The sequence below is a fragment of the Hymenobacter cheonanensis genome (assembly GCF_030581075.1).
In the GTDB taxonomy this organism is placed as follows: Bacteria; Bacteroidota; Bacteroidia; order Cytophagales; family Hymenobacteraceae; genus Hymenobacter.
The window spans coordinates 186,368-212,002 of sequence record NZ_JAUQSW010000011.1; the positions used below are offsets into that span (position 1 = coordinate 186,368).

At 62.1% G+C, this 25,635-nt stretch carries 21 protein-coding genes; 12 read left to right on the top strand and 9 right to left on the bottom strand.

Annotated elements, in window-relative coordinates; all coding sequences use genetic code 11:
* Positions 1 to 45: 45 nt before the first annotated feature.
* Both Q5H89_RS19115 and Q5H89_RS19120 read right to left on the bottom strand, forming a co-directional pair.
* Positions 46 to 1,980, bottom strand: a complete 1,935-nt coding sequence (locus Q5H89_RS19115) for a fumarate reductase/succinate dehydrogenase flavoprotein subunit (protein ID WP_305020956.1) — start codon at positions 1,978 to 1,980, stop codon at positions 46 to 48.
* 30 nt (positions 1,981 to 2,010) lie between these two features.
* Entirely contained in the window at positions 2,011 to 2,748 is a 738-nt protein-coding gene (locus Q5H89_RS19120) for a succinate dehydrogenase cytochrome b subunit (protein ID WP_305020957.1), read from the bottom strand.
* A 285-nt stretch (positions 2,749 to 3,033) separates the two neighbouring features.
* Between Q5H89_RS19120 and Q5H89_RS19125 the strand changes: the two genes are divergently transcribed.
* Entirely contained in the window at positions 3,034 to 5,898 is a 2,865-nt protein-coding gene (locus Q5H89_RS19125) for a T9SS type B sorting domain-containing protein (protein WP_305020958.1), read from the top strand.
* Positions 5,899 to 6,014: 116 nt separating this feature from the next.
* Positions 6,015 to 6,920 carry an ACP S-malonyltransferase gene (gene fabD / locus Q5H89_RS19130; RefSeq protein WP_305020959.1) on the top strand — a complete coding sequence of 302 codons (906 nt, stop codon included), beginning with the start codon at positions 6,015 to 6,017 and terminating at the stop codon, positions 6,918 to 6,920.
* Positions 6,921 to 7,177: 257 nt separating this feature from the next.
* Here the strand turns inward: fabD and folK are convergent, their stop codons facing one another.
* Both folK and Q5H89_RS19140 read right to left on the bottom strand, forming a co-directional pair.
* Complete coding sequence (gene folK / locus Q5H89_RS19135) at positions 7,178 to 7,669, bottom strand: 2-amino-4-hydroxy-6-hydroxymethyldihydropteridine diphosphokinase (RefSeq protein ID WP_305020960.1); 492 nt, start codon at positions 7,667 to 7,669, stop codon at positions 7,178 to 7,180.
* A 1-nt stretch (position 7,670) separates the two neighbouring features.
* Positions 7,671 to 8,525 carry an alpha/beta hydrolase family protein gene (locus Q5H89_RS19140; RefSeq protein WP_305020961.1) on the bottom strand — a complete coding sequence of 285 codons (855 nt, stop codon included), beginning with the start codon at positions 8,523 to 8,525 and terminating at the stop codon, positions 7,671 to 7,673.
* A gap of 93 nt (positions 8,526 to 8,618) precedes the next feature.
* On the opposite strand from Q5H89_RS19140, the gene Q5H89_RS19145 reads away from it, so the two are divergent.
* Entirely contained in the window at positions 8,619 to 9,608 is a 990-nt protein-coding gene (locus tag Q5H89_RS19145; protein ID WP_305020962.1) for a polyprenyl synthetase family protein, read from the top strand.
* Between the two features lie 20 nt (positions 9,609 to 9,628).
* Here the strand turns inward: Q5H89_RS19145 and Q5H89_RS19150 are convergent, their stop codons facing one another.
* Positions 9,629 to 10,309, bottom strand: a complete 681-nt coding sequence (locus Q5H89_RS19150; protein ID WP_305020963.1) for a peptidoglycan DD-metalloendopeptidase family protein — start codon at positions 10,307 to 10,309, stop codon at positions 9,629 to 9,631.
* A gap of 115 nt (positions 10,310 to 10,424) precedes the next feature.
* Here Q5H89_RS19150 and Q5H89_RS19155 point away from each other — a divergent pair, with 115 nt between their 5' ends.
* The 4 genes from Q5H89_RS19155 to Q5H89_RS19170 all read left to right on the top strand — a co-directional run bounded on the left by Q5H89_RS19155 (position 10,425) and on the right by Q5H89_RS19170 (position 15,001).
* Positions 10,425 to 11,522, top strand: a complete 1,098-nt coding sequence (locus tag Q5H89_RS19155; RefSeq protein WP_305020964.1) for a ferredoxin--NADP reductase — start codon at positions 10,425 to 10,427, stop codon at positions 11,520 to 11,522.
* Positions 11,523 to 11,615: 93 nt separating this feature from the next.
* Positions 11,616 to 13,364: a M3 family oligoendopeptidase gene (locus tag Q5H89_RS19160; RefSeq protein WP_305020965.1), complete on the top strand. Its 1,749-nt coding sequence runs from the start codon at positions 11,616 to 11,618 to the stop codon at positions 13,362 to 13,364.
* A 120-nt stretch (positions 13,365 to 13,484) separates the two neighbouring features.
* The gene (dut, locus tag Q5H89_RS19165; RefSeq protein ID WP_305020966.1) at positions 13,485 to 13,922 is read left to right on the top strand and encodes a dUTP diphosphatase; all 438 of its coding nucleotides are present in this window, start codon (positions 13,485 to 13,487) and stop codon (positions 13,920 to 13,922) included.
* Positions 13,923 to 14,200: 278 nt separating this feature from the next.
* Positions 14,201 to 15,001, top strand: coding sequence for a glycosyltransferase family 2 protein (locus Q5H89_RS19170; RefSeq protein ID WP_305020967.1), 801 nt, complete (start codon positions 14,201 to 14,203; stop codon positions 14,999 to 15,001).
* A 127-nt stretch (positions 15,002 to 15,128) separates the two neighbouring features.
* Here Q5H89_RS19170 and Q5H89_RS19175 read toward each other — a convergent pair whose 3' ends face one another.
* A complete protein-coding gene (locus Q5H89_RS19175; protein WP_305020968.1) occupies positions 15,129 to 15,512 on the bottom strand; it encodes a hypothetical protein in 384 nt (127 codons plus the stop codon).
* 130 nt (positions 15,513 to 15,642) lie between these two features.
* Here Q5H89_RS19175 and Q5H89_RS19180 point away from each other — a divergent pair, with 130 nt between their 5' ends.
* The 4 genes from Q5H89_RS19180 to Q5H89_RS19195 all read left to right on the top strand — a co-directional run bounded on the left by Q5H89_RS19180 (position 15,643) and on the right by Q5H89_RS19195 (position 20,474).
* Positions 15,643 to 16,617 carry a threonine ammonia-lyase gene (locus Q5H89_RS19180; RefSeq protein ID WP_305020969.1) on the top strand — a complete coding sequence of 325 codons (975 nt, stop codon included), beginning with the start codon at positions 15,643 to 15,645 and terminating at the stop codon, positions 16,615 to 16,617.
* A gap of 129 nt (positions 16,618 to 16,746) precedes the next feature.
* The gene (locus Q5H89_RS19185) at positions 16,747 to 17,757 is read left to right on the top strand and encodes a sugar nucleotidyltransferase (RefSeq protein WP_305020970.1); all 1,011 of its coding nucleotides are present in this window, start codon (positions 16,747 to 16,749) and stop codon (positions 17,755 to 17,757) included.
* Between the two features lie 115 nt (positions 17,758 to 17,872).
* Positions 17,873 to 19,690 (top strand): tetratricopeptide repeat protein, encoded by a 1,818-nt coding sequence (locus Q5H89_RS19190; RefSeq protein ID WP_305020971.1) that lies wholly within the window; start codon positions 17,873 to 17,875, stop codon positions 19,688 to 19,690.
* A complete protein-coding gene (locus tag Q5H89_RS19195) occupies positions 19,683 to 20,474 on the top strand; it encodes a DUF4292 domain-containing protein (RefSeq protein ID WP_305020972.1) in 792 nt (263 codons plus the stop codon). The genes Q5H89_RS19190 and Q5H89_RS19195 overlap by 8 nt, the downstream gene beginning before the upstream one ends.
* Before the next feature lie 264 nt (positions 20,475 to 20,738).
* On the opposite strand, the gene Q5H89_RS19200 is transcribed toward Q5H89_RS19195, so the two are convergent.
* From Q5H89_RS19200 to Q5H89_RS19210, 3 genes are read right to left on the bottom strand one after another with little or no spacing between them, the layout of a single operon-like run.
* Positions 20,739 to 23,345, bottom strand: coding sequence for a T9SS type A sorting domain-containing protein (locus Q5H89_RS19200; RefSeq protein WP_305020973.1), 2,607 nt, complete (start codon positions 23,343 to 23,345; stop codon positions 20,739 to 20,741).
* A gap of 18 nt (positions 23,346 to 23,363) precedes the next feature.
* Positions 23,364 to 23,780, bottom strand: coding sequence for a hypothetical protein (locus Q5H89_RS19205; protein WP_305020974.1), 417 nt, complete (start codon positions 23,778 to 23,780; stop codon positions 23,364 to 23,366).
* 27 nt (positions 23,781 to 23,807) lie between these two features.
* Complete coding sequence (locus tag Q5H89_RS19210; RefSeq protein ID WP_305020975.1) at positions 23,808 to 24,356, bottom strand: hypothetical protein; 549 nt, start codon at positions 24,354 to 24,356, stop codon at positions 23,808 to 23,810.
* A 398-nt stretch (positions 24,357 to 24,754) separates the two neighbouring features.
* On the opposite strand from Q5H89_RS19210, the gene Q5H89_RS19215 reads away from it, so the two are divergent.
* Positions 24,755 to 25,635: murein hydrolase activator EnvC family protein (locus tag Q5H89_RS19215; protein WP_369810680.1), on the top strand; the 881-nt coding region annotated here is incomplete at its 3' end.

Consider the following 25,635-nt stretch of genomic DNA (forward strand, 5'->3'; position numbering starts at 1 on the left):
GCTGCCCGCGAGATGCTTCACTGCGTTCAGCATGCCAAGTAGTTATTATTTGTAGCTCCGTTGCGTAAGCTTCACGTTTTCGAACACCAACTCTTCCTTGTTGAGGCGCTCGGGCTGGTTTTCGCCCATGTACTCCCAGGCGGCTACGTAGGCGTACTCGTCGTCGCGGCGCATGGCCTCGCCGTCCTCCGTAGCGTACTCCTCGCGGAAGTGACCACCGCAGCTTTCGTTGCGGTCCAGGGCGTCGTCTACCATCAATTCGCCAAGCTCGATAAAGTCGGCTACGCGGCCGGCTTTCTCCAGCGCCTGGTTCATTTCCTCACCCGAGCCCACCACTTTTACATCCTGCCAGAACTCCTTGCGCAGCTTGGCGATTTCAGCCTTGGCGTACTTCAGGCCTTCGGCATTGCGGGCCATGCCGCAATACTCCCACATGAGGTGGCCGAGCTTTTTGTGAAACTCGTCGGGCGTGCGGTTGCCCTTGATGCTGAGCAATTGCTCTACGCGAGCCTGCACGCCAGCCTTGGCTTCGGCAAAGGCCGGGTGGTCGGTAGTTACCGGCTTGGGCGGCGTAGCGGCCAGGTAATCGCCAATGGTATAGGGAATTACGAAGTAACCATCGGCCAGGCCCTGCATAAGGGCCGACGCCCCCAGGCGGTTGGCGCCGTGGTCTGAGAAGTTGCACTCGCCCGTGGCGTAGAGGCCAGGCACGGTGGTTTGCAGGTTATAATCAACCCACAGGCCGCCCATGGTGTAGTGCACCGCCGGGTAGATGCGCATGGGCATCTGGTAGGGGTTTTCGTCGGTAATCTTCTCGTACATCTCGAAAAGGTTGCCGTACTTCTGGCTTACCGCCTCGGCGCTGGTGCGCTTGATAACATCAGCGAAGTCGAGGTATACGGCTAGGCCCGACGAGCCCACGCCGCGGCCTTCGTCGCACATCTGCTTGGCGTTGCGCGAAGCCACGTCGCGCGGCACGAGGTTACCAAAAGCCGGGTACTTGCGCTCGAGGAAGTAGTCGCGGTCGTCTTCCTGGATATCTTGCGGCTTCAGCTCGCCTTTACGCACGCGCTCGGCCAGGGCCACCGTTTTGGGTACCCACACGCGGCCATCGTTGCGCAGCGACTCCGACATCAGCGTCAGCTTCGACTGGTAGTCGCCCGACACCGGGATGCAGGTAGGGTGAATCTGGGTGAAGCAGGGGTTAGCAAAATAAGCCCCCTTTTTGTGCGCCCGCCACGCGGCCGTGGCGTTGCAGTACATGGCGTTCGTGCTCAGGTAGAACACGTTGCCGTAGCCGCCGGTGGCTAGCACTACCGCGTGGGCGGCGTGCGTCTGCACCTCACCCGTCACGAGGTTGCGGGTGATAATGCCGCGGGCCTGGCCGTCGACTACTACCACGTCGAGCATTTCCGAGCGGGTGTACATCTTCACCTTGCCGTAGGCAATCTGGCGGCTCAGGGCCGAGTAGGCACCTAGCAGCAGCTGCTGCCCGGTCTGGCCGCGGGCGTAGAACGTGCGGCTTACCTGCGCGCCGCCAAACGAGCGGTTGGCCAGCAGCCCGCCGTACTCGCGGGCAAACGGCACGCCCTGCGCCACGCACTGGTCGATGATATTAACCGATACCTGGGCTAGCCGGTACACGTTGGCTTCGCGGGCGCGGTAGTCGCCACCCTTGATAGTGTCGTAAAACAGGCGGAACACCGAGTCGCCGTCGTTCTGGTAGTTCTTGGCAGCGTTGATGCCACCCTGCGCCGCGATGGAGTGCGCGCGGCGCGGCGAGTCGTGGTAGGTGAAGGCTTTCACGTTGTAGCCCAGCTCGGCCAGCGAGGCGGCAGCGGCGGCGCCCGCTAGGCCGGTGCCCACCACAATCACGTCGTACTTCCGCTTGTTGGCGGGGTTCACGAGCTTGACGTTGAACTTATGCTTGTCCCATTTCTCGGCCAGGGGGCCTTCAGGGGCTTTGGAATTCAGTACCATAGAGAAGAGCTAAACTGCCAGAAAACGGACTTAGTTAAACGCCAGCGTGAGCTGGTGCAGCACGGCCGGTGCGTGGCTCAACAGCGCCCCTTTCTCGTTGGTAAACAAGAGGAAGTAGAGCGGCATCGAAGCAAAGCCAGCCGATACAATGACAGCAAAGGCATAGCCAAAGTTCTTGATAATCGGCATGTATTTGCGGTGGTTCAGGCCCAGGGTCTGGAAGCCCGAGCGGAAGCCGTGCCACAGGTGGTAGCCCAGGCTAGCCTGCGCGGCCACGTACAGCAGCACATACCACCACTGATGGAAAGACGACACCACCAATTTGTACAAATCGTCGTTGTGGTTGATGTCCGGGTCGAGGGTGCCGAAGCGGGCGCGCCAGAAGAAATTGTACAGGTGCACAATCAGAAACACGAGAATAATAGAACCTAGAATACCCATGTTGCGCGAGGTCCATTCCGAATTTTGCTTGGCTTCCCACTGCGCGTAGCCGTGCGAGCGGGCGCCTTTGTTGCGGATGGTCAGCATCAAGGCCTCGTAGATGTGAAAGCCGAAGCCCAGCACCAGCCCCCACTCGATGGTGCGAATGACCGGGTTGGTGCCCATGAAGTGCGAGTAGGTATTAAACGCCACCCCGTCGTCGTGTTTGAAAAGCTGGAGGTTGCCAATCAGGTGCACCACCAGGAACGTGCAGAGAAACAGGCCCGTAAGGGACATGATAATCTTGCGCCCGATGCTGCTGCTAAAGGTTTTTGTAAACCAGTTCATAGAGATTTCAGCCGAAAAAATGACCTTTTGTACTGCCCAAAGGTAGGGCCGCCGCCGGCCTTAGCCCAAGGTACCCCCGTAACATAGGCGTTATTTAGAAGGATTAAACACTAGGCCCGGGAAGCACGCTCCGCGGCGTGAATCAATCGGCCGCGAGTTCCGTTAGCCCAATTGCTACGTACTTTAGGACAACCAACCGCCCGCGCAAAAGGTTGGCTAGGGAGTATGGTTCGGCGCGAGGTCCAATTTTCAGGGTAGTAGGCTGTTTTTCAACACAGGTAGATTATGCAACTTCTTTTATCTTTTGGGAAGAATGCGGGGCGGGGCGCCTGGCTGGTGGCCGCGCTGCTGCTGGCCCTGGGCTGGCTGCGCCCGCAAGCGGCGCTAGCCTCGCACATCCGGGCGGGCGACATTCAGGCCAAGGTGGACACTACGGCGGCGCATAACCCCAACCGTATTTTTTACAAGCTTACGCTGTACCGGGACATTACGGGGGTAGACCAGCCCACGGTGACCATGTATTTCGGCGATGGTACCCGGCTGGATGGGATTCCGAAAGCCTCTACCGTGCGGGTGGGGCAAACGGATATTTTCAGCTACTACTGCGAGCACACGTATCCGGCGGCGGGGCCATATCCGGTAAGCTTTGTGGGCGAAAACCGCAATACGGGCGTACTCAATATGGCAGCTTCTAATACGCAGACGTTTTACGTAAGCACCACTATTACCATTAACCCGGCCTACGGGCTCAATCACTCGCCGGTGCTGCGCGCCCCGGCCGTAGACCAGGGCACGGTAGGGCAAGTATTCTTGCACAACCCGGCGGGCTACGATGCCGATGGCGACTCGCTCGTCTATCACCTGCGCACCTGCCAGCAGGTAGTAAATGGCACTACGGCGGCCAACGTTACGAACCTGCCCACGCCAACGGTATGCACCAACTATGTGTATCCCGATGATGCCAGCATCACGCCGGGTACTACCCCCATGCAGGTGGCGTACAACGGGGTGCCGGCGGGTAATCCCAGCCAGCGGGCTTTCATCTCGCAGGATATCAACACCGGCCAGATAACCTGGAATGCGCCCGCCAGGGCAGGTATTTACAACATCGCCTTCACGGTAGATGAGATTCGGCGCACGGCCAACGGGTTCCGGGTAATTGGCCAGGTAATCCGGGATATGCAGATTATCATTCAGGCTACCAATAACCTGCCGCCAGTGCTGACGGTGCCGCCCGACCTGTGCGTGGTGGCCGATACGCCCGTGACACTCACGGTATCGGCTACCGATGGCTCTAGCGCCACTGTCCCGGCTACCAACGTAACCCTGTCGGCTTTCAGCGGCATTCTGCCGCCCGCTACCTTCCGGCAGAATAACACCGGCACCTCGGTAACGGGTACATTCCAGTGGACGCCCGGCAACAGTGCCGTGGCCGGCAGCACCACCGCCCCCGGCGGCAGCAACGTATCGGACCAACCGTACATAGTGGTATTCCGCGCCCAGGATACGCCGCCCAACGCGGCCTCGCAGCCCTTGGTTGATATCAGGCCGGTGCGCATCACGGTGGTGGGGCCACCGCCCCAAAACCTGCGCGCTACGCCTTCGGGCACGCCCGGCGGGCTAGTAAGCGTGCTGACCTGGAATTTGTATAAGTACCAAAACGCCAGCCAGATACTGATTTACCGCAAGGAAAATCCGTCCAACTTCAACCCCGGGCCGTGCGATACCGGCATTCCGGCTTCGGCAGGCTACACGCAGGTGGGCGCGGTGCCGGTGAGTGCCACCTCGTTCTCGGATAATACGGGCCTGGTGCGGGGCAAAACCTATTGCTACCGCATCTACGCCACCTTTCCGCTGCCGGCGGGTGGGGCCAGCATTGCCTCGGCCGAGGCCTGCCTGACCTTCAATGGTCGCTCGGCCATGCTCACGAACGTGGATGTGAACACCACCAACACGGCTACCGGCCAGATAACCGTGAAGTGGACCCAGCCTAAAGCCGATGTGGGCACGTTTACCTCGCCCATCTACCGCCTGACCCGCCAGATTGGTACGGGCGCCCCGACGCTGGCCGCCACCATCACCAACCTAGCCGATACCACCTACGTGGACAACGGCTTGAACACGGTGGCCAACCAATACACCTATACGCTGACCTTTTTGAGCGGCACCGGCGCTACGCAGGTGCAGGAAACTGCCCCTAGCGCCACCAGCGTGCGCACCAGCCTGGTGCCCAACGGCATTACGAAGGCCATAACGGTGAACTGGGCCTATAATGTGCCCTGGGATAACAGCAAGCAGCCTTCGCGCATTTACCGCCGCGACCCGGGCAGCACTACGTTCAACCAGATTGCGACCGTGACGCCGGGGGCTACCAGCGGCACCTACGTCGACCAGAATCTCGTGGCTGGGCAGGAGTATTGCTACTACGTACAGACCACCGGCCAGTACGCCAACTACAGCTTCCTGAGCAACTTGCTCAATAAGAGCCAGCAAATCTGCGCCACGCTGCAAGCGGTGCCCTGCACGCCGGTGCTCACGCTGCAAGTGGTGAACTGCGACAGCCTGGCTAGCCTGGCCTCGTACCTACCCGTTAACCAGACCTACCAGAACAACCTGCGCTGGACGGTGGGCAGCACGCCCGCTGGCTGCGAGGCCAACGCCGTGTACTACCGCATTTTCCGCAGCGATACCGACGGCGGCCCCTACGTGCTGATTGACTCGACCACGCAGCGCACTTACAGTGACCGCAACCGGCCCCGCCCCACCTACTGCTACAAAGTGCAGGCCGTGGCGGCCTCGGGCCAGCGCAGCGGCCTCAGTAACTCGGCCTGCCAGGCCGACTGCGTGTTCTTTATCCTGCCCAACATCTTCATCCCGGGCAGCAACAGCACGGCCAATCAGGTGTTCCGGCCTAAGACGACCAGCCCCCTGCTGCGCACGCACATCCAGATTTTCAACCGCTGGGGCCGCAAGGTGTACGAGAGCGACCGCGACCCCTACATTAACTGGACGGGCGGCGGCGTGGCCGGCGAAAGCGGCACGAGCGGCATGGTATCGGGCGGTATTTACTACTACCTGGCCGAAGTCGAGTTTGCCGACGCGGCCCAGACCAAACGCACCTATAAAGGCTGGGTGGAGCTAGTGCGCTAGCCCCCTTTTCAGCGATAAGCCAAAAAAGCCACTCCACCCGGGGTGGCTTTTTTGGCTTTATTTTGCCCCGCCTGCCGAGCGTGCGGGCTAGCCGCACCTTCTAACTCTTGTTTGCTTTGACACCTTCCCACCCCACCGAGGCCGCCCGCGTGGCCGTTTTATTTCCGGGCCAGGGCTCGCAGTTTCCGGGCATGGCCCGCGAGCTGTACGAGCAAAGCGAGGCCGCCCGCGCCGTGCTGATGCAGGCCAACGACATTATGGGCTTCGACCTCACCAAGCTTATGTTTGAGGGCACCGAGGAAGACCTTCGCCGCACCGACGTAACCCAGCCCGCCGTGTTTGTGCACTCGGTGGCGCAGTTTGTGGCCCGGCCCGACCTCGTGCCCGCCATGGTAGCCGGCCATTCGCTGGGCGAATTCTCGGCCCTGGTGGCGGCCGGCGTGCTCACCTTTGCCGATGCGCTGCCCCTGGTAGCGCGCCGCGCCCAGGCCATGCAGGCCGCCTGCCAGGAGCAGCCCGGCACCATGGCGGCCATCCTGGGCCTGGCCGATGAGGCGGTGGAGCAGGGCTGCCAGCAGGTAGCGGCCGGCGGCGACGTGGTAGTGGCGGCCAACTACAACTGCCCCGGCCAGCTCGTTATCTCGGGCTCCACGGCCGGCATTGCCAAGGCCTGCGAAGTGCTAAAAGCCGCTGGGGCCAAGCGCGCCTTGCCGCTGCCCGTGGGCGGTGCCTTCCACTCGCCGCTCATGCAGTCGGCCCAGGCCGCGCTGGCCGAGGCCATCGAGCGCACCGAGTTTCACGCCGCCCGCTGCCCCGTGTACCAGAATGTGGACGGTGCCCCGCACACCGACCCGGCCGAGATTAAAGCCAACCTGCTGGCCCAGCTCACCGCCCCCGTGCGCTGGACCCAGAGCGTGCAGGCCATGTTCCGCGATGGTGCCACGGCGTTCGTGGAGTGCGGCCCCGGCAAAGTATTGCAAGGCCTGGTGAAGAAAATTGAGCCCACGGCTACAATTGCTTAGAGCGTGTTTGGATTTTCAATTTCCGGGTCATACTGAGCTTGTCGAAGCATCTCTACCGCCCCGTTGAGCGGCTTTTCAACAAAGCGGTAGAGATGCTTCGACAAGCTCAGCATGACAAAAATCGTGTTTTTTACAATTCCCAAACACGCTCTTAGTTAGCAAGCAGTAGCGCCGACTTGCAGTCCGCGAATGAGCTAGCCTAATCTTAAGCCGCGAAGCCGGCTAGCCTTGCGTAACTGCGCGGGGCTAGCCGGCTTTTAGCTTGCTACGCGCGCTACGGCCAGCATATCGGGGCACGCGGCCAGCAGCTGCGCAATGGTGCGATGCAGCTGCGGATGCACTACCTGCGGCGCCACCTCGGCCAGGGGCGTGAGGGCAAAGCGCCTAGCCGGCAGCGCCGGGTGCGGCACCGTGAGGGTAGTGGTATGGATAACCGCGTTGCCAAACAGCAGAATATCCACGTCGAGGGTGCGGGCGGCCCAGCGCACCTGGCGCTCGCGGCCCTGCTGCTGCTCGGCGGCCAGGCAGGCGGCTAGTAGGCTAGGGGCATCTAGTTCCGTCTCAATAGCCAGCACCTGGTTGAGGAATGCTGGCTGGTCTTCGAGGCCCCAGGCCGCCGTTTGATACAAGTCAGAAGCAGCCACCAAGCACCCAGCGGTAGCCGCCAGGTCGTGGCGCGCCTGGGCCAGCCGGGCGGCCCGGTCGCCGAGGTTGCTGCCCAGCAGCAGGTAGGCGAGGGTAGAAGCCATTTTAATGGCTGGCAAAAAACGCGGCTGTGCGCTCGGCAATAACCCTGGCTGGGGCCGGCAGTTCACTCCCCGGCCACGGGTGTGCGCCGCCAAACATGTGCCCCGCGCCGGGCACCACCGCTACTTCAGCGGCGGGCTGGCCGGCGTGCAATTGGTGCACGGCCGCCAGGGGCACCGTCTCATCCTGGTCGCCGTGGATGAGCAGCAGCGGCTGGCGCAGGCCGGGCAGCAGGGCCGGCAGGTCGAGGCGGGCACGGTTCTGGTAGAAGTTTTCGGCAATCTGGTAGTACATGGGCAGTTGCTGGCCGGTGCGCGCGTTGGGCACGTGCAGCACGCCCTCGCGCTGCCACTGGGCCAGCACCTCGGCGGGCCAGCGCGGGTGCAGGTCGGCCACGGCCGCCCAGGTGGCCACGGCCGCTACGCGTGGGTCTTCGGCGGCTTTCAGCAGCACGAGGGCGCCGCCCCGGCTATGGCCCACCAGGTAGACGCGGCGCAGGTTGAGGGCCTCGGCGGGCAGGGGCGTGGCGCCGGGCGTGTGCAGTGCATCGAGCAGCTGGCCCAAATCATCAAGCTCCAGGCTGAAATTATTCTGGCCGAAGGCTTCGAGGTCTTCCAACTCGCCGGTGCCGCCCACCACCACGCCGTTGTGCGAGAGGTTGAGCTTGACGAACACGAAGCCCCTTTCGGCAAAAAACCGGGCTAGCAGCCCAAAGTGCCCCCAGTCCTTAAACCCCTTGAAACCGTGGACAAAAACCACCACCGGCTGGGGCTGGCCGGTGGGCTGCCAGGTGGCATCGGCGGCAAACGGCCGGCCGTGGGCCCGGCCGCGCAAAGTGAACTCGACAGTACGGAGCATGGAGCTAAGGTAGCGCGCGCGCCGGCGTCTGGGTTTAAGCTCAACGAACCCCAATTACCAAGTCCGCGCTGCTGGCCGTATCATTGCGCCCGCATGGCAAACCCGCTCGACCAGATACAAGCGCCCATTGCGGCCGAGATGGCCGAGTTTGAGGTGAAATTCCGCCAGTCGATGCAAACGCGGGTGCTGCTGCTCGACAAGATTATGGGCTACATCGTGCGCCGCAAAGGCAAGCAGGTGCGCCCCATGTTCGTGTTTCTCACGGCCCGTGCCAGCAGCGCCAACCCTGGCGGGCCGCTGCCCGAGGCTGTATTTCGGGGCGCCGCCCTCATCGAGCTGCTGCACACCGCCACCCTGGTGCACGACGACGTGGTGGACGAAAGCAACTACCGGCGCGGTTTCTTCTCTATCAATGCCTTGTGGAAGAATAAGATAGCTGTGCTGGTGGGCGATTATCTGCTGAGCCGCGGCCTGCTGCTCTCGCTCGAAAACGACGACTTCGACCTGCTCAAAATCGTGAGCAACGCCGTGAAGGAGCTTAGCGAGGGCGAGCTGCTGCAAATTGAGAAAGCGCGCCGCCTCGACATCACGGAGGATGTCTATTTCGATATTATTCGCCAGAAAACGGCCTCGCTCATTGCCTCGTGCACGGCCGTGGGCGCGGCGGCGGCCGGCGCCGACAAGGCCACCATCGAAAAGGCCCGGCTGTTTGGCGAGAAAGTCGGTATGGCGTTCCAGATAAAAGACGACCTGTTCGACTACGGCACGGCCGAAATCGGCAAGCCGGTGGGCATTGATATCAAAGAGAAAAAGATGACGCTGCCGCTCATCTACGCCTTGCAGCAGGCGAGCTGGCTCGACAAGCGCCGCGTTATCTACAACGTGAAAAACAACGCCGGCCACCGCGACCGCGTGCAGCAGGTTATCGACTTCGTGAAGCAGTCGGGCGGCCTCGACTACGCGGTGCGCACGATGGAGCGCTACCGCGACGAGGCGCTGGCCCTGCTGCGTGAATTTCCGGAGTCGGAGGCCCGTAATTCGCTCGAAACGCTGATTAACTACACGATAGAGCGCGAAAAGTAGCGCGAAGCCTCTGCTTCGTGCTACTTCAGTACCAGCATGGGGTTGGGGCACAGCTGGGCCCAGTAGGCGCGCTCGCTGGGCGGGGCCACGCCTGGAAAATCGCCCCAGCGACCCTGCATATCGGCCATAAGCTGAAAATGCAGGTGCGGCGGCCAGTCGCCGTTTTCGGGGTGCGGGCCCACGTGGGCAATGACTTGCCCGGCGGCCACGGCCTGCCCGGGGGCTAGCCCCGCCAGGTCGGTGCGGGTGAGGTGGCCATAGAGGCTATAAAACATTACGCCTTCCAGCTCGTGCTGTAAAATAATGGTGGGGCCGTAGTCGCCGAAATGATTGTTGTCGGCCAGGCTGTGCACCACGGCGGCTAGCGGCGCGGCCACGGGCGTGCCGGCCGGCACCCACACATCCACGCCCAGGTGCAGCGAGCGCGGCTCGGCAGCGTCGTTGAAATGCGGGCTGCGGCGGTAGATAACCCGGTTTTCGAGGTAGCCGCCGATGCCCGCGGCGGCGTGCTGCGCAGTCAGCATTTCGGCTACTACCGCGTCGAACACGAAGGTATCGCGCAGGCGCTCGGGGTGGGCGAGGAGCGGGTTGGCGGCCGTAAAATCGAGCGGAGCTAGGTGGGTGCTGCCGAGCGGATAAGTGGGCAGCACGGGCGCAAAAGCCGCCCGGTGGCGGGCTAGCAGGGGGGCAAGGTCAGGCATAGGAAAACGAAGCTAGGGCCAGCCGAGTAAACCAAGTGCTGGCACAAAAAGAGATGGGTGAAACTTCACCTGCCGCCCGCGCCGTAAATTTGCCCTTCTTACTTAGCTTATCCTCATGTCGTCGTACCTGACGCTTACCGTCGTTGCCCTCACCCAGGAAACCCCTGACACCGTTACCATCCATCTTCAACGGCCCGATGGCCAGGCCGTGCCCAGCAAGCCGGGCCAGTTTCTGACCCTGCTCGTGCCCTGCGGCCCGGCCGGCAGCCGCCCCGAGCGCCGGGCCTACTCGCTCAGCAGCACCCCCGCCGAGGCCCCGCGCCTGTCCGTGACGGTGAAGCGCGTAATGGGCGGCCTGGTAAGCAATTATCTGCTTGATAACGTGCGGGTAGGCCAGCAGTATGAGGTGCTGCCGCCGCTCGGCAGCTTCGTGGTGCAGCCCAGTCCCAAAGCCGCCCGCTCGCTGGTGCTCATCGGCGCCGGCTCGGGCATTACGCCGTTGATGTCGATGCTGAAGGCCATTGTGGCCGAGGAGCCGCAGAGCCACGTGCTGCTCATCTACGGCAACCGCAACGAAGACACGGTTATCTTCAAAGACCAGCTCGACGCGCTGGAAGCCAGCAGCCGGGGCCGCCTGCAGGTCGAGCACGTGTACAGCCAGCCGCTGCACCCCGGCGGCGCGCACCAGCATACCGGGCGCCTCAACCGCACTACCATTTTGCGCATTCTGGAGCAGCGCCACCAGTTTCCGGCCCCGCAGGCCGAGTACTACATCTGCGGCCCCGAGGGCCTGATGATTGAGGCCCAGGCCGCCCTGGAGCTGCTGAACGTGCCGAGCAGCCGCGTGCGCCGCGAAAGCTTTTTGGCCGCCGCCGAAGCGGCCGAAACCGGCGATACCCACGGCGACGCCCTGGCCGGCGCCAACGACGGCCCCGTAACCGAGCGCACCGTCACTATCCAGTACGAGGGCAGCGAGTACAAGCTGGTGGTGCCCGCCAAAACCACCATTCTCGACGCGGCTCTTGACAAAGACATCGACCTGCCCTATTCGTGCCAGGCGGGCGTGTGCACGGCCTGCCGGGGCAAGTGCCTCAGCGGCAAGGTGCACCTCGACGAGCGCGAGGGCCTTTCCGATGCCGAGCTGGCCAAAGGCTATATCCTTACCTGCGTGGCGCACCCGCTTACGGCCGATGTAGTAATTGAAATTGGCTGATAAATAATCGGTTGTGACTGAATAGACGGAGTTTGCGGGCCGGATAAAAAAACTATTCGGACGGCTGGCAATTATTTACGTAACTTGTACTCTATGGTGTTTTCTGAGCTTGATACCCTAGCCAATTCGCTAGCCACCGATACTGCCCGCCCGCCCCGCCACTACCTGCCCGAGGATTTCCACGTGACCGACTGGACCGCGCTGGAGCCATTCTTCCAAGAGCTTCAGCACCGCGACCTGGCCGATGCCGCCGCGCTCGAGCGCTGGCTGCTCGACCGCTCCGAGCTGGAGTCGGTGTTGAGCGAAGACCTGGCCTGGCGCTACATCCGCATGACCTGCGACACCCAGGATGAGGCCCGCGCCGAAGCCTTCCAGTTTTTTGTGCAATCCGTAGAGCCCCTCACCGCGCCCTACGACCACGCCCTGAACGAAAAGCTGCTGGCTAGCCCCTACCTGCCCGAGCTGGACCCCGCCCGCTACGGCGTGTTTCTGCGCTCGGTGCGCCGGGCATCGGAGATTTATCGGGAGGAGAATATTCCGCTCAAAACCGAGATTTCGACCAAGCAGCAGCAGTACGCCGCCACCGTGGGCGCCATGACGGTGACCCTCGATGGCGAGGAAATAACCCTGCCCCGCGCTGCCGACCGCCTCAAAAGCCTCAGCCGCCCGGTGCGCGAGCAGGCGTGGCGCGCCATTCAGGCCCGTCGCCTGCAAGACAGCAAGCCGCTCGACCAGCTCTTTACCGAGCTAGTGGGCCTGCGCCACCAGGTGGCGCTGAACGCGGGCTTTGCCAATTTTCGCGACTATATGTTTGCCGCGCTGGGCCGCTTCGACTACACGGCCGAGGACTGTTTTGACTTCCATTCAGCTATTGGAGCTACGGTGGTGCCGCTCATCAACGAGTTTGACGAGGCCCGCCGCACGGCGCTGAAGCTGCCCGCCCTGCGCCCCTGGGACCTCGACGTGGACCCTAGCGGCCAGCAGCCGCTGCACCCGTTCCAGACCGGGGCCGAGCTGCTTGATAAGACGATAACCGTTTTTCAGCGCCTCGACCCCTTCCTGGGCGACTGCCTGCGCACCATGCGCCAGATGGGCCACCTCGACCTGGAAAGCCGCAAGGGCAAGGCGCCCGGCGGCTACAACTACCCGCTCGACGAAACCGGCGTGCCGTTCATTTTCATGAACGCTACGTCGTCGCTGCGCGATGTAGTGACGATGCTGCACGAAGGCGGTCACGCCGTGCACTCGTTCCTCACGCGCCGCCTGCCGCTTTCGGCCGATAAGCACCCGCCCTCCGAGGTGGCCGAGCTGGCCTCGATGAGCATGGAGCTGATGAGCATGGACCACTGGGACGTGTTTTTTGACAACCCTGCCGAGTTGCGCCGCGCCAAGAAAACCCACCTCGAAAGCGTGCTCGAAACGTTTCCGTGGGTAGCCACCATCGACAAGTTTCAGCACTGGGTTTACGAAAACCCAACCCACACCGAGGCCCAGCGCCACCAGCGCTGGACTGAGATTTTCCAGAATTTCAACCAGCGCACCGTGAGCTGGAGCGGCCTCGAAAAGTTTCGGCCCTACCTGTGGCAGAAGCAGCTGCACCTCTACGAAGTGCCGTTCTACTACATCGAGTACGCGATGGCGCAGCTCGGGGCCATTGCCGTGTGGCGCAATTACCGGCAGGACCCCGCCGCTGCCCTGGCCGGCTACCAGCGGGCGCTGGCCCTGGGCTACACCGTGCCCATCGGCGAGGTGTATGCGGCGGCCGGCATCCGGTTCGATTTCAGCACCGAGTACCTGCGGCAGCTGGCCGACTTCGTGCGCGAGGAAATGGCAGCGCTTTAGTTTCGCGGCTCACGCTGAGATAAGTAAAAAAACCCGGCTCTCGGCCGGGCTTTTTTGTGCCCTAGGCCTTGGCTGGGCTAGGTACCTTTGCAGCCAAAAAGGCTACTTGTGCCCCTTCGTATGCTCACCGTCCCCGTTATCAACTCCTCGCGGCACCCGCTGCCTGCTTATCAGACTGCCCACGCCGCCGGCCTCGACCTGCGCGCCGACCTGCCCGGCGGCCCCCTCACGCTAGGGCCTTTGGAAAGGGCTTTGGTGCCCACCGGCCTCAGCCTGGCGCTGCCCGTGGGCTACGAGGCGCAGGTGCGCCCGCGTAGCGGCCTGGCCTACAAGCACGGCATTGGCATCGTAAACAGCCCCGGCACCATCGACGCCGACTACCGGGGCGAGATTAAGGTGCTGCTCGTCAATCTCTCTAACGAGCCTTTCCTGGTGCAGGACGGCGAGCGCATTGCCCAGCTGGTGGTAGCCCGCCACGAAACCATTGAATGGCAGCCCACCGAAACCCTGAGCGAAACCGCGCGCGGCGCCGGGGGCTACGGTAGCACGGGCAAGTAATGCCGAAAGCCGGCCCGGCCGCGCCCTCCTGCCCTGGCCCGGGCAGACTGCGAAGCCCCCCGGGGCTGCTTATGTAAAAATTACGCTATCAATGTCTTACCTGGCATTCTGGGCGGGGCTGGGTCTTGGGGTCGAACCCATCAAAAAGGCTGGCCAAGCAGAAAGCAAGCAGCTGAATAAAGCCCGGTCGAAAGGCAGGCTGGATGTAAAAGGGCCGCTTCATGCCTGCCGCAGCTACTACCTTAGGGAAATTTTATTTGTGCAGCTCGGTATTCGTAATGAAAATATTTGCCATTTCAGTTGTCAAAAACGAAGCCGACATAGTCGCCAAAAGCCTGGAGGAAGCCAGCCGGTGGGCCGATAAGATATTTGTGCTCGATAATGGCAGTACCGATGGCACCTGGGAGATTGTCCAGAGCTTGGCTTCAGACCAAATCGTTCCGTATAAGCAAGACAGCACGCCCTTTTATGACGGCATCCGGGCGCAGGTATTTCAGGCTTTTCAGCACCTGGCCGCAGAAGGCGACTGGTGGTGCTTCCGGCTCGATGCCGATGAGTTTTACATCGACGACCCGAAAGAGTTTCTGAAAAAAGTGCCTAAAAACCACCATTTTGTGGTGACGGATAGCGTGCAGTTTCGGCTAACCAAGGAGGATTTTGCGGATGGCAAATCGCCGCAAGGCATTGAGGATATTCGCTACCACGATAAGAAAACGTGGAGTGAAACCCGGTTTTTTCGCCACCGCCCCGGCATGGAGTGGACACCGGCTATGGAGCGCCCGCGCCACATGGGGGTGTTGCACTCGCGGCGCATTAAGCTGAGGCACTACCAGTTTCGGTCGCTCGACCAAATCAGGAAGCGGGTGGCTGTGCGCGCGGAGGCAAAGAAAAGCGGGTTTGCGGGTTTCCAGTATTCGGTTGAGGAGAACGTGGAGGCTTATCTCCACGACCGTAAGGAGCTGAACTATTACGACGGGCCCGAAAACTTACGGATAGAAGGCCCGACTAATCACCTTTACCAGCGCTGGTACGACGTGCTGCTGAAGACCATACTTCACGCCACTAAGATTTATAAATAGCAGCTGGCGGAGAGCTGGCGCGCCGCGCCCGGGCGTGTGCGCTCTGCCGCCGGCAAGACCAAGCCCCTAGCAAGAAGCCCCCGCTACGGCCGTAGCGGGGGCTTCTTGCTAGGGGCTACCTGGCAGCCTAGTGGGCGGGCGCGGTGCCGGCCGCGCGCTGGCGGGCAATGATTTGCAGGTTGCCGCCGGCCGAGTTGAGCTTCTGGCTCAGCTCGCGCAGCTTGTCGCCCACGCCGCCGAAAGCGTGCAGGGGCAGGGCCGACTGCGAGGTGAGGATGGCCAGCTTCTGAAACGAGGCGCCCATGGCGGCCACGTCGTTGCGCTGAATGTGGCCGTTGAGCACGTCAAGCTCCTGCGCCACGAGGCGCACGGCGGGCACGTCGCTGCCGTTGAGCGCTTGCAGCCAGTTGCCGACCTGCTGCTGGCCCACGCTGGTGTCTTGAACAAAGCCGGCGTTGATGGCCGCAAACAGCGTTTGAATGCTGGATTCGATTTCGGAAATGAAGTTCATGGTGCAAAAGTAAGGCGCCCTTGCCCTAACGCAGAAGCGCGCCGGGCAGTTATGCCACCGCTAGGCCACCGCTTGGGCCTTGGCCGGCGCGGCCCCACCTTTGCGGCCTCCAACTGCCTAGCCGTTTCTCATGCAACTCACTACCCTGGCCGACCTTGAGCAGGCGCAGCAGCGCCTGCAGGGCTTGGCGCGGCGCACGCCGCTGCTGCCGCTAGCCCTGCCCGAGCTGGGCACCGAGCAGGTGTACCTCAAGCCCGAGAGCCTGCAACCCATTGGCTCGTTTAAAATCAGGGGTGCCGGCAACCGCATTATGGCCCTCACGGCGGCCGAGCGGGCGCGGGGCGTGCTGGCCTACAGCAGCGGCAACCACGCGCAGGGCGTGGCCTACGCGGCGCGCCAGCTAGGCCTGCGCGCTACCATCATCATGCCCACCAATGCGCCGCAGGTGAAGGTAGCCGCCACCCGCGCGCTGGGGGCCGAGGTTATCCTCTACGACCCCGCCCACGAAAAGCGCGAGGCCGTGGCTGCCCGCCTGCTGGCGGGCGCCGCCGAGCCGCCGGTGCTGGTGCCGCCCTTCGACGACCCCTACGTGATAGCCGGCCAGGGTACCGTGGGCTTGGAAATCTTTGAAGACCTGCCCCGTGTGGAGCTGGTGCTGACGCCGGTGGGCGGCGGCGGGCTGCTAGGCGGCGTGGCCGCCGCCCTCAAGCTGCTGAAGCCGAGCGTGAAAGTGATTGGCGTAGAGCCCGAGCTGGCCGCCGATGCCCAGGCCTCTTTCCGGGCTGGCAAAGTAGTGGAGTGGGCCGCCGCCGACACCAACCGCACCCTGGCCGACGGTGTGCGCACCCTGGCCGTGAGTGAGTTAACTTTCGCCCACCTCCAGCAATACGCCGATGATATTGTGACCGTGAGCGAGGCCGAGCTGCGCGCCGCCGCCCGCCGCTTGCTGCTCGAAGCCCGCCTGGTAGTAGAGCCCACGGCCGCCCTGCCGCTCGCCGCGCTGCTGCGCCACCGGGCTAGCCTGCCCCCTAGCCAGTGCACCGTGCTGGTGCTTACGGGGGGCAATGCCGACCCAGCCACCCTCATCGACCTGCTGAAAGGGTAAAAAGCGGTTCCGGCTTGGGCTAGCCGGGGTTCAGACGCATCTTTGTGCCCTTGAGTAGCCCAACCGAAACGGGCCAAATACAGTAAGCCCTTTATCATTTCTGAAAACACCTTCCACCCAACTTCACCGATGAAAATTATCGTCCCGATGGCCGGCATGGGCAAGCGCATGCGCCCGCACACGCTCACCGTTCCCAAACCCCTGATTCCTATTGCGGGCAAGCCCATTGTGCAGCGCCTCGTGGAAGATATTGCCCGCGTGTGCGGCGAGCCCGTGGAGGAAGTGGCCTTCATTATCGGCCGCTTTGGCAGCACTGTGGAGAAAAGCCTCGTGGCCATTGCCGAATCGGTGGGCGCCAAGGGCACCATCTACTACCAGGATGAGCCGCTAGGCACCGCCCACGCCATTTTGTGCGCTAAGCCCTCGCTGAGCGGTCCGCTCGTGGTGGCCTTTGCCGACACGTTGTTTAAGGCCGATTTTACCCTGGATAGCTCGGTGCCCGGCACTATCTGGGTGCAGAAAGTGGAAGACCCGCGTCCGTTTGGCGTGGTGAAGCTCAATGAGAAAGGCCAGATTACCGACTTCGTGGAGAAGCCCGAAACCTTCGTGTCGGACCTCGCCATTATCGGCATCTACTACTTCCAGGACGGCGAGTACCTGCGCGACGAGCTGCAATACCTGCTCGACAACGACATCAAGGACAAGGGCGAGTATCAGCTCACCAACGCCCTGGAAAACATGAAGAACAAGGGCACCATCTTCGTGCCCGGCCAGGTAACCGAGTGGCTCGACTGCGGCAACAAGGACGCCACCGTGTTCACCAACCAGCGCTACCTCGAATACCTGAAGGAGCGCGGCGAGAAGCTCGTGTCGGCCTCGGCCAAAATCACCAACTCGGTGATTATCGAGCCCGTGTACATCGGCGATGGCGCCGTGGTTACTAACTCGGTAGTGGGCCCGCATGTGTCGCTGAGCGGCGGCGCCACCATCGAAGACTCGCGCGTGTCGAACTCCATTATCCAGGCGGCAGCCACCGTGCGCCACGCCAACGTGACCAATTCTATGATTGGCAACAGCGCCAGCCTCACCGGCCGGCCCAACGACCTAAGCGTGGGCGATTTTAATGCCCTGCAAGTGTGATGTTTTTAACGCGTTGTGCGTTGACGAGCGGCGTGGTTCCCGGTGGGAGCCGCGCCGTTTTTTCATAGAGCCCCGTACATTAGCCGGACAGGATTCCGGTTTGTTGCTTATGCGTATGCGTCTGGTTGCGGTTAGTGCAGTAGTGATGGGTTTGTGGGCCGGGGCTAGCCATGCCCAGGGCCTGGGTACGGGCGGGCGGGCCGATACAACTACCGTGCGCAAGCCCGTGAAGCTGAGCCGCAAAGAGCGCAAGGAGCTGGCCCAGCACCTCGAAATAGAAGCCAAAAAGGCGGCGGCCCGCCCGCCGCTCTCGGCCCGCGAGCGCGAGCTGAGTGAGTCGCTCTACACCGATGGCGTGAAATACGTCATCCTCGAAGACTACCCCAAGGCCCTGGAGCGCCTGCTGAAAGCCTACACCCTGATGCCCGAAAACGCGGCCGTCAACTACAAGCTGGCCGAGGCTAACCTGCTGAGTGGCAACCTGCGCGATGCCACTGGCTACGCCGAGGCCGCCGTGAAGCTCGACACCAAAAACCCCTATTACTACCTGCTGCTAGCCCAGGCGCAGGCCAGCCAGAAGCAGTACGAGGCCGCCACCGCCACCTACGCCAGCCTGGTGAAGGAGGTCCCCAACTCGGGCAGCTACCTCTTTCAGCTGGCCGACCTGTACCTGGCCCAAAACAAGCTGCCCGAAGCCCTGGCTACTCTCGAAAAAGCCCAGGCCCAGTTTGGCAGCATCGACGAGATTGCCTTTAAAAAACAGCAGATATACCTGCGCCAGAACAACCTGCCGCTAGCCCTCAAGGAAGGTGAAAACCTGATTGCGGCCAACCCCAGCGAGCCGCGCTTTGTGCTGGCCCAGGCCGAGATGTACGCCGCCAACAACCGCCTGCCCGATGCCATTCGGGTGGCCGAGCAGGCCCTGCGCCTCGACCCCGCCAACCCCCAGGCCCGCCTGATACTGGCCGATGTGTACCGCCAGCAAAACCAGCCCGCCGAAGTGGAAAAGCAACTGCGCCTGGCCTTCGACAGCCCCGCGCTGGACATCGACCAGGAGGTGCGCATTCTGGCCAATTACATCAAGCAGCTGCCCGACCCTAAGGTGGCGCCGCTGGCCCTCGACCTGGCCGCCGCCACCGTGCGCAACCACCCGCGCGAGGCCAAGGCCTACGGCGTGGCCGGCGACGTGCAAATGCAGAGTGGCCGCAAAAAGGAAGCCCGTAACACCTACCTCAAAGCGCTCAAATACGACAAGTCGAAGTACCAGCTCTGGCAGCAGGTGGTGCTGCTCGATGCCGAGCTGAGCCAGACCGACTCGCTGCTCGTGCACACCGACGCGGCCCTGGAATTGTTTCCTAACCAGGCGCCGCTGTGGTTCTACAACGGCGTGGGGCACCTGCTGAAAAAGCAGCCCCAGCAGGCGGTGCAGGCCCTGGAGCACGGCCGGCGGCTAGCCGCCGGCAGCGCCGAGCAGCAAAGCCAGTTCGATTCGCAGCTTGGCGATGCTTACCAGGAATTAAAAGAATACGCCAAGTCGGACGCAGCCTACGAGGCGGCCCTGGCCGCCGACCCCGACAACTATGGCGTGCTCAACAACTACAGCTATTTTCTGAGCTTGCGGGGCGAGAAGCTCGACAAGGCCAAGGAGATGGCCGGCCGCACGGTGGCTAAATTTCCCGACAACGATACCTACCTCGATACCTACGCCTGGGTGCTGTATAAGCAGAAAGACTACGCCGGCGCCCGCCAAAACCTGGAGAAAGCGCTGCGCACTACCAAAGACGCAAGTATCCTGGAGCACTACGGCGACGTACTGTGGCAACTCGGCGAGCACAGCGGGGCCGTGGCCGCCTGGCAGCGCGCCCGCAAGGCCGGCCCCGGCACCTCGCCGCTGCTCGACCGCAAAATCAAAGACCAAAAATTGTATGAATAAAGCCGCACTGCTCCTGGCCGGGCTAGCCCTGGCGGGCTGCCACCGCGCCGTATCTACCAAGTCGGGCTCGCTCACGGCGGGCACGTCCGAAGCCGTGAAGGTGACCACGCCGGCTGGCGTGAAAGCCACCAACACCAATTTTCAGTACCTCACCGGCCACGGCAAGGTGCATTTCAAGGCCAAGGGCAACGACCAGTCGGCCAACTTTACGCTGCGCATCAAGCGCGACTCGGCCATCTGGCTCTCGGGCTCGCTGCTGGGCATTGAGGGCGTGCGCGCCCTGCTCACCGCCGACTCGGTGCGGGTGGTAAACCGCCTGCAAAAGACCTACTTTGCCGGCGACTATGCCTACCTCAGCCAGCTGCTGAACGTGCCCGTGACCTACCGCCAGATGCAGGACATCCTGCTCGGCGACTACCAGGCGGCCCCCAAGGGCGCCCTGCCGGTGGTGAAAGCCGAAGGCGATAACCAGAGCGTAACCTTCCCCGTGGCCCCGCTCATTATGGAGCAGCTCGTGAGCAGCGCCACCGGCCGCCTGCAGCAGCTGAAGGTGAGCGAGAGCGCCGCCCAGCGCAGCCTCACCGTGGGCTACACCGACTTTCAGAAGGCTAGCGGTACCGACCTGCCCTTCGCCTTCACCACCAACGTGCTAGGCCAGCAGGGCGGCACCGAGAGCACCTCGGCCACCCTCAACTACCAGAAAGTGGAAGTGGGCAGCGGCCACCTCGATTTCCCCTTCAGCGTGCCCAAGGGCTACGCCCGGCAAACGAAGGTGAAGAAGTAGCGGGTGGGCAGCGCTGCTTTGGTAACTAATGAAACACGACCGTGGTGCCGGATGCAGTAGGATGCCCTACTGCATCCGGCACCACGGTCGTTTAGCAAGCTAGCAATCGTATTCTTAAATTTGAAAAACGGTCGTCATGCTGAACGCAGTGAAGCATCTCTGCCGCACCGTTGAGCAGGGCAAACGAAGTGGTAGAGATGCTTCACTGCGTTCAGCATGACCGACGTTTTCACGTTGGTTCAGGCGCGAGGCCAGTTGCCGCTTCTACTCCAGGCGCAGCTGCTGGCGGGTGAGCACGTCGCTGCCGCGCAGTACGTGCACGAAGTAGAGTCCCGGCAGCAGCTTATTTACTTTGACCTTGATGGTGGCCTCGCCCTTGCTGCTTAGCTCGAGGGCTAGCCGGCCCTGACTGTCGAACAGGCGCACCGTAGTGTGCCGGGCCGTATCCACGTTTTCGAGGTGCACGTACACGCTCTCGTGGGCCGGGTTGGGGTAGATGGAGACCGTGGGCTGGGCCGGCTGGGGCGCCGTAAGCTCGTTGGCGCAGCCCGCGCCGTGCTCGATGGCCACGTTGTAGGTAGCCGCCAGTGTGCCCGCACCGGGGCAGATGCCCGCCACCGTGACACCGACCTGCGTGGAAGCGGCAGTGCTGGACAGGGTATAGGTTATCTGCGCCTGGTTGTCGAACTGCGACTGGGCGCGCCCGTCGATGGTCCAGCGAAAGTTGGTGCCGATGTTGAGGCCGTCGGCGGTGAAGGTGGCCGGCAGGCCGCCGCAGCCGCCATAAATGCCAATGCCCACGAAGCTAGCCCCCACCCGCAGCGGCAGGCCCGCCAGCGGCAGCTCGCAGCCACCCGCTGTTGAAACCAGGGTGGCCTGGATGGTAGTGTTGCCATCGGCCCCGGCCGGCGCCTGCACCGTAAACGTGTTGCCCGTGCCGCTGGTGGGCGATACGACCCCGCTGGAGGAAACGCTCCACCGCACCTGCACCCCGGCCGGCAGGTTGCTGATGGTGTAGGTGCCCGTAGCGCCGGGGCACAGCTGCGTAGGGCCGCTGATGGTGGCTGCGACCGCGCTGCATTCAGCGGAGCAGGCTATTTGCTCAGCGTGCTTCAGGTTGTTCTGCATCTGGTCGAAGATGAACTCCCCGTTGCGGGCCGTGAAAGTGAGGTGGGGTACATTGAAATCAGTATTTCCGAACAGATTCGTCTGCTCTTGAGCGATGAAACTATTGGTGCTGGTAGTGCTAAAAGAAGTAATGTTATTGATATACTTGGCCGATAGAGCGGGTAGCGTAAAATCGGCGATGTCGAGGGCACTGGCTGGGGATACAAAGCTGAAGCGGCTGTGTAGCGCAAATTGAAAGGAAAATAGGGGGCCTAGCCAAGCCGGTGTGCTACCAGTGATGACGTTTGGCCCACCTGCAAAGGGTTCGGTGCTGCCGGGTGCCCCATCCAGCGGGAGCAGCCCGGTGGGACAGGAAAAGTTCTGCCGCGTGAGGGTCACGTTGACCGGAATAACACGCAAAATTCTGATTTGTAAATAAAGATAAAGACCCGCCACGCGAGCCGACTGGCCGCCATCGGGCAAGGCATTGAGCACCACCTCCCCACCAAAACCAGCCCGAATCGGTAGGAATGTCTGAATAATATAGCCTAGCACCCCGTTGAATGTACTAGTCGACGCCCGTACTAACTCGCTGTAGGGCGGAAACAGGCCCACGCCGCACTGCGAGCCCTGGCTGACGGCCACAATGCGGTAGGGCGCCGCGTAATTTATCATTTGCCGGTAGGGGCCGTCGATAAAGGTGTTGGTAAAAAAATCGCTGCTGTTAGGCCCTAGCGCCTGGTATTTGAGTAGCTGGCGGGTACCGGGCTGGTCGAGTAGTGCTACTCCTTCCTCGATATACTTGTTAATGTCTTTGAGGGAGATGCCGCGCAAAAAGCAGTTGTTGGCCTGCCGAACGGCCGCCGCGATGCCCAGCGGCAAGTTGGCCCCGCGCTGCGGGCTGTCCTGCAAAATGAGCAGGCGCACGTGGGTGCTGCCGGGGTTGGCCTTTTCGAGCTGCGCTAGCTTGTAGCGGCCTATCAGCCCGCCCATGCTCATGCCCATCACCACGTTCTGCTCGGTCGAGGCGGGGTCTTTGTTGGTGTTGACGTAGTTGAGCACCCGCTCGAACAGCCCGGCATTGAGCAGAATGTCGTCCGTGCCGTTGGCATAGTCGACAAATACAATGTCGTAGTCGCCAGTGTTTTCGAGGGCATCTCTGAGATTGAAGCCGTTAGTTATTTCTGTCTCTCTTAAAAATTGGTCGAGAGAGTAATTGAAAGGTGAGATATGCGGCGCGATATAATGCTTATCATATCCCTCCAGTACAATGAGTGGTTTGACTAGCTTGTGACTGGTCTGCCGGCTAGCTGCGTAGCGGATGTAGATTTTGCCAGCGGCCTGGCCCGGTGCGGCGGCAAAAGCTACGGAATCGTTCGCCAGGCCAGCCAGGTTATTGGTACGGGCCGTGGGGCTCCCCGAGCTTTGAGTAACTCCCTGGGGTACATACAAGTCGAATTGGCTTTCGTAGGGCACCGTCTGGGCCGATTGCTGGTAGGTGAAGCGTACTTTAATACGCTTGTTACCCGCCGAAGCGTAACTGATTACCAGGCGCTGGTCCCAACTGGCCGCCCGGTAGCCGACACCATCGCCCGCGTCTAGCTCCAGCGAGCGCAGGCTGGCGCCGGGGCTGGCGGCGAGGTACTCGACGTAGAGGGCGCGCGGCAGCAGAAACGTGACGGTGCGGCTGCTGGCGTACTCACGGCTGGGGGCGGCCACGAAGAGGGCGCGGGTCTGGTAGGGGCTCTGGCTGCGGCCGGGCACGTCGTAGAGCTGGTTGTTCTAGGCGCGCAGCAGGTTGGCAGTAAGCGCATCGGGGCGCAGCTGAGCGTAGTCGAGGCGCTGCACCATAATGGGGATGAGGGTGGGGCTAGTGGCTTCGACGGCGTCGACCTGGGCGTTGTAGGCGGGCAGGGTAGCCAGGGGGTTAGGGCCGGAGAGGCAAGCGGTGTAAGCCGTGGCGTAGAGGGCGCGAAACAGGGTGGGGTTGGTGCGGGTGCTGTCGGCCAGCGTGCCGTTGAAGGAGGCGAGCGGCACGAGCGGCAGGGCAAAGTCGGCCAGCAGGCGGGTGGGCACCTGGCTTTTGTCGACGTTGGCGAAGACAGCGTTGAGCCTGAGGCTCAGCGAGTCGGTTTGCTGGGCGTGGAGCGCGGGTAGGCGCAGCAGGCTGAGCAACAGGAGCAGGTAAAGTTTTTTCATGGCAAGGAGTGGAAAAGGAGAGAAAGATTAAAGCGTGTAGTCGAAGCGCCCTTGCGTGATTTTCAATGTGTCACAACTAGGCTGAGCAAATTTGAAGTTGAACGTACCCGAAATGATACCTGCTTTCAGGTCGAAACGGGTAAGAGTGAAGCTCCCCGTTCGGTAAGTGCCCGGATTAGAATAGCTTTGTAAATTACAAGGTGCTACTAGACTAGTATCAAAATAAGAAATGCCATTATTAGGAATAGAGAAGAAATATGTACCAGCCTGGGAAACATTCACCGCACCAAAAATTATACTTTGAAAGGTGCTGTTGCTAGTATAGCGATAGCACTTTATCTGTAAGGCTCCGCCTCGATAGCCTGAGTCATAAGTTAGAACAAAATTGGGGCTGCCATCATAGCCACTAGGGGTCCAGGGCTGGCCATTGAGCAGGCAGCCGAAGGTGCCGGCCCCGGTCTGGGTGGCGGGGGGTAGCTGGTCCTCGGGCCTGGCGGGGCCGGAGTCGCTTTTCTTGCACTGGCTCAGGCCCAGCAGGGCGGCCAGCAATAGCAGCGGAGAGGGAGGTAGGCGCATGTGGAAGAGGAGATTAAATGAAGGCAAAATGTACAGGGAATGAATTAAAATGTTTTAATGGCAAGATATTATGTTTTTACAAACAATATTTCCTCCATGCCCGGCGTGTTAGCGGCTGAAATCAAATGGTTTAGCGAAGGTGTCAGCGTGCCCGCCGCCGCGCAAGGGGATACTGCCCCGGGTCAGACTTTAGAATCGACCTCTCGGGTAGATACTGCCAGCTAAATAATGCTTTACTCTTAGCCGGAAGGTATAAAGCGGTGGGTGCGCCAACTGACTTTAGAAAAAGCGCCAGGCTAGCCAGTAACAGGGCCGCCAGAGCGCCGGCGGTGGCCCGCCCCGCCATTCGTGCGTTATTTTGCGGGGCGGTGGCTTGCCCGCCCCGCCTTGCCTTGCCTGTGACCGTTCTGCTGCCCGTTTCTCCCCTGCGTTTCGTATCGGCCCTGCTGCTGCTGGGGCTGCTGGCCGCGCCGGCCGCAGCGCAACGCCACCGCCCGGCCAAAAAGACGGCCCGCGCCGAGCGTCCGGCCGCCCGCCGCCCGCGCACCCGTACCAAAAGCAAGGAGCAATTGGAGCGCGAGCGCCAGGCCAACCTCAGCCGCATTGCCGAAGCGGGCAAGGTGCTGACCCAAACCACCCAGAAGAAGCAGGCTACGCTGGGCCAGCTCAACGTTATCAAGGAGAAGCTGACGGTGAAGCAGGGCCAGATTCAGCACATCTCGACCCAGCTGCAGGGCATCGAAACCAACGTGCACCAGACCGTGAAGCAGGTGCTGAGCACCCAGGAGCAGCTGGCCCGCCTCAAGGAAGAATACGGCCACCTGATGTACGCAGCCTCCAAAACGAGCAGCGGCTTCAACCAGCTCATGTTTTTGTTTGCTTCGGAGTCGTTCAACCAGTTTGTGGTGCGCCTGCGCTACGTGCGCCAGTACACCGAGGAGCGCCAGAAGCAGGCGCTGCGCATTGTGGGCGCGCAGCAGCAGCTCAGCCACGAGCTTGATGGCCTCACCCAGCAGCGCCAGCGCCAGAAAAGCCTGCTCACCACCCAGCTCGTCGAAAACCGCAATCTGCTGGGCCTCAAAACCGAGCAGGACGAGGTGGTGCAGCAGCTGAGCCAGCAGGAGCAGGGCCTGCGCCAGGAGCTGGCCCAGCGCCAGCAGGCCGTGGCCCGCCTCGACGACCTCATTGCCCAGCGCGTGCGCGAAGAAATAGCCCGCGCCGCCCACGCTGCCCGGCTGGCGGCCGCCGCGGCCCGCCGCCGCGCCGCCCGGGCCACGGC